This is a genomic window from Mesorhizobium sp. M1A.T.Ca.IN.004.03.1.1 (assembly GCF_003997555.1).
Lineage (GTDB): Bacteria > Pseudomonadota > Alphaproteobacteria > Rhizobiales > Rhizobiaceae > Mesorhizobium.
Genome location: NZ_RZTV01000340.1, coordinates 1 through 271, shown reverse-complemented (window position 1 = coordinate 271; position 271 = coordinate 1). Strand labels below are relative to the sequence as shown.

The window sequence follows — 271 nt, the reverse complement described above, 5'->3', positions numbered from 1 at the left end:
GCCCGGTAGACCGCGTTGAGCGCCTGGGACAGGCTCATGGACGAGGGTTGGGGGATCTTGCCCATCGCGAGTCCGAAGAGCAGGCAGAACAGCAGGACCTGGATCGTCTGGCCCGAGGCCAGCGCGTTGAAGACGTTGTTGGGCACCAGGTCGAGCAGGATCGAATGTTCGCCGTTTGCGCCTGCATTGGATGGCGGCGGCTGGAACGGGAACGCGAGATCGGTGGATACGCTGCCCTGGGAATTGATGAACTCGCCGAGCTCGATGCGCG

1 protein-coding gene is annotated in these 271 nt (G+C 63.8%); it reads right to left on the bottom strand.

The window, feature by feature from the left end:
• A partial coding sequence (locus EOD29_RS31890) for a cation:dicarboxylase symporter family transporter (protein ID WP_127248825.1) occupies nt 1-271 on the bottom strand: 271 nt, incomplete at both ends.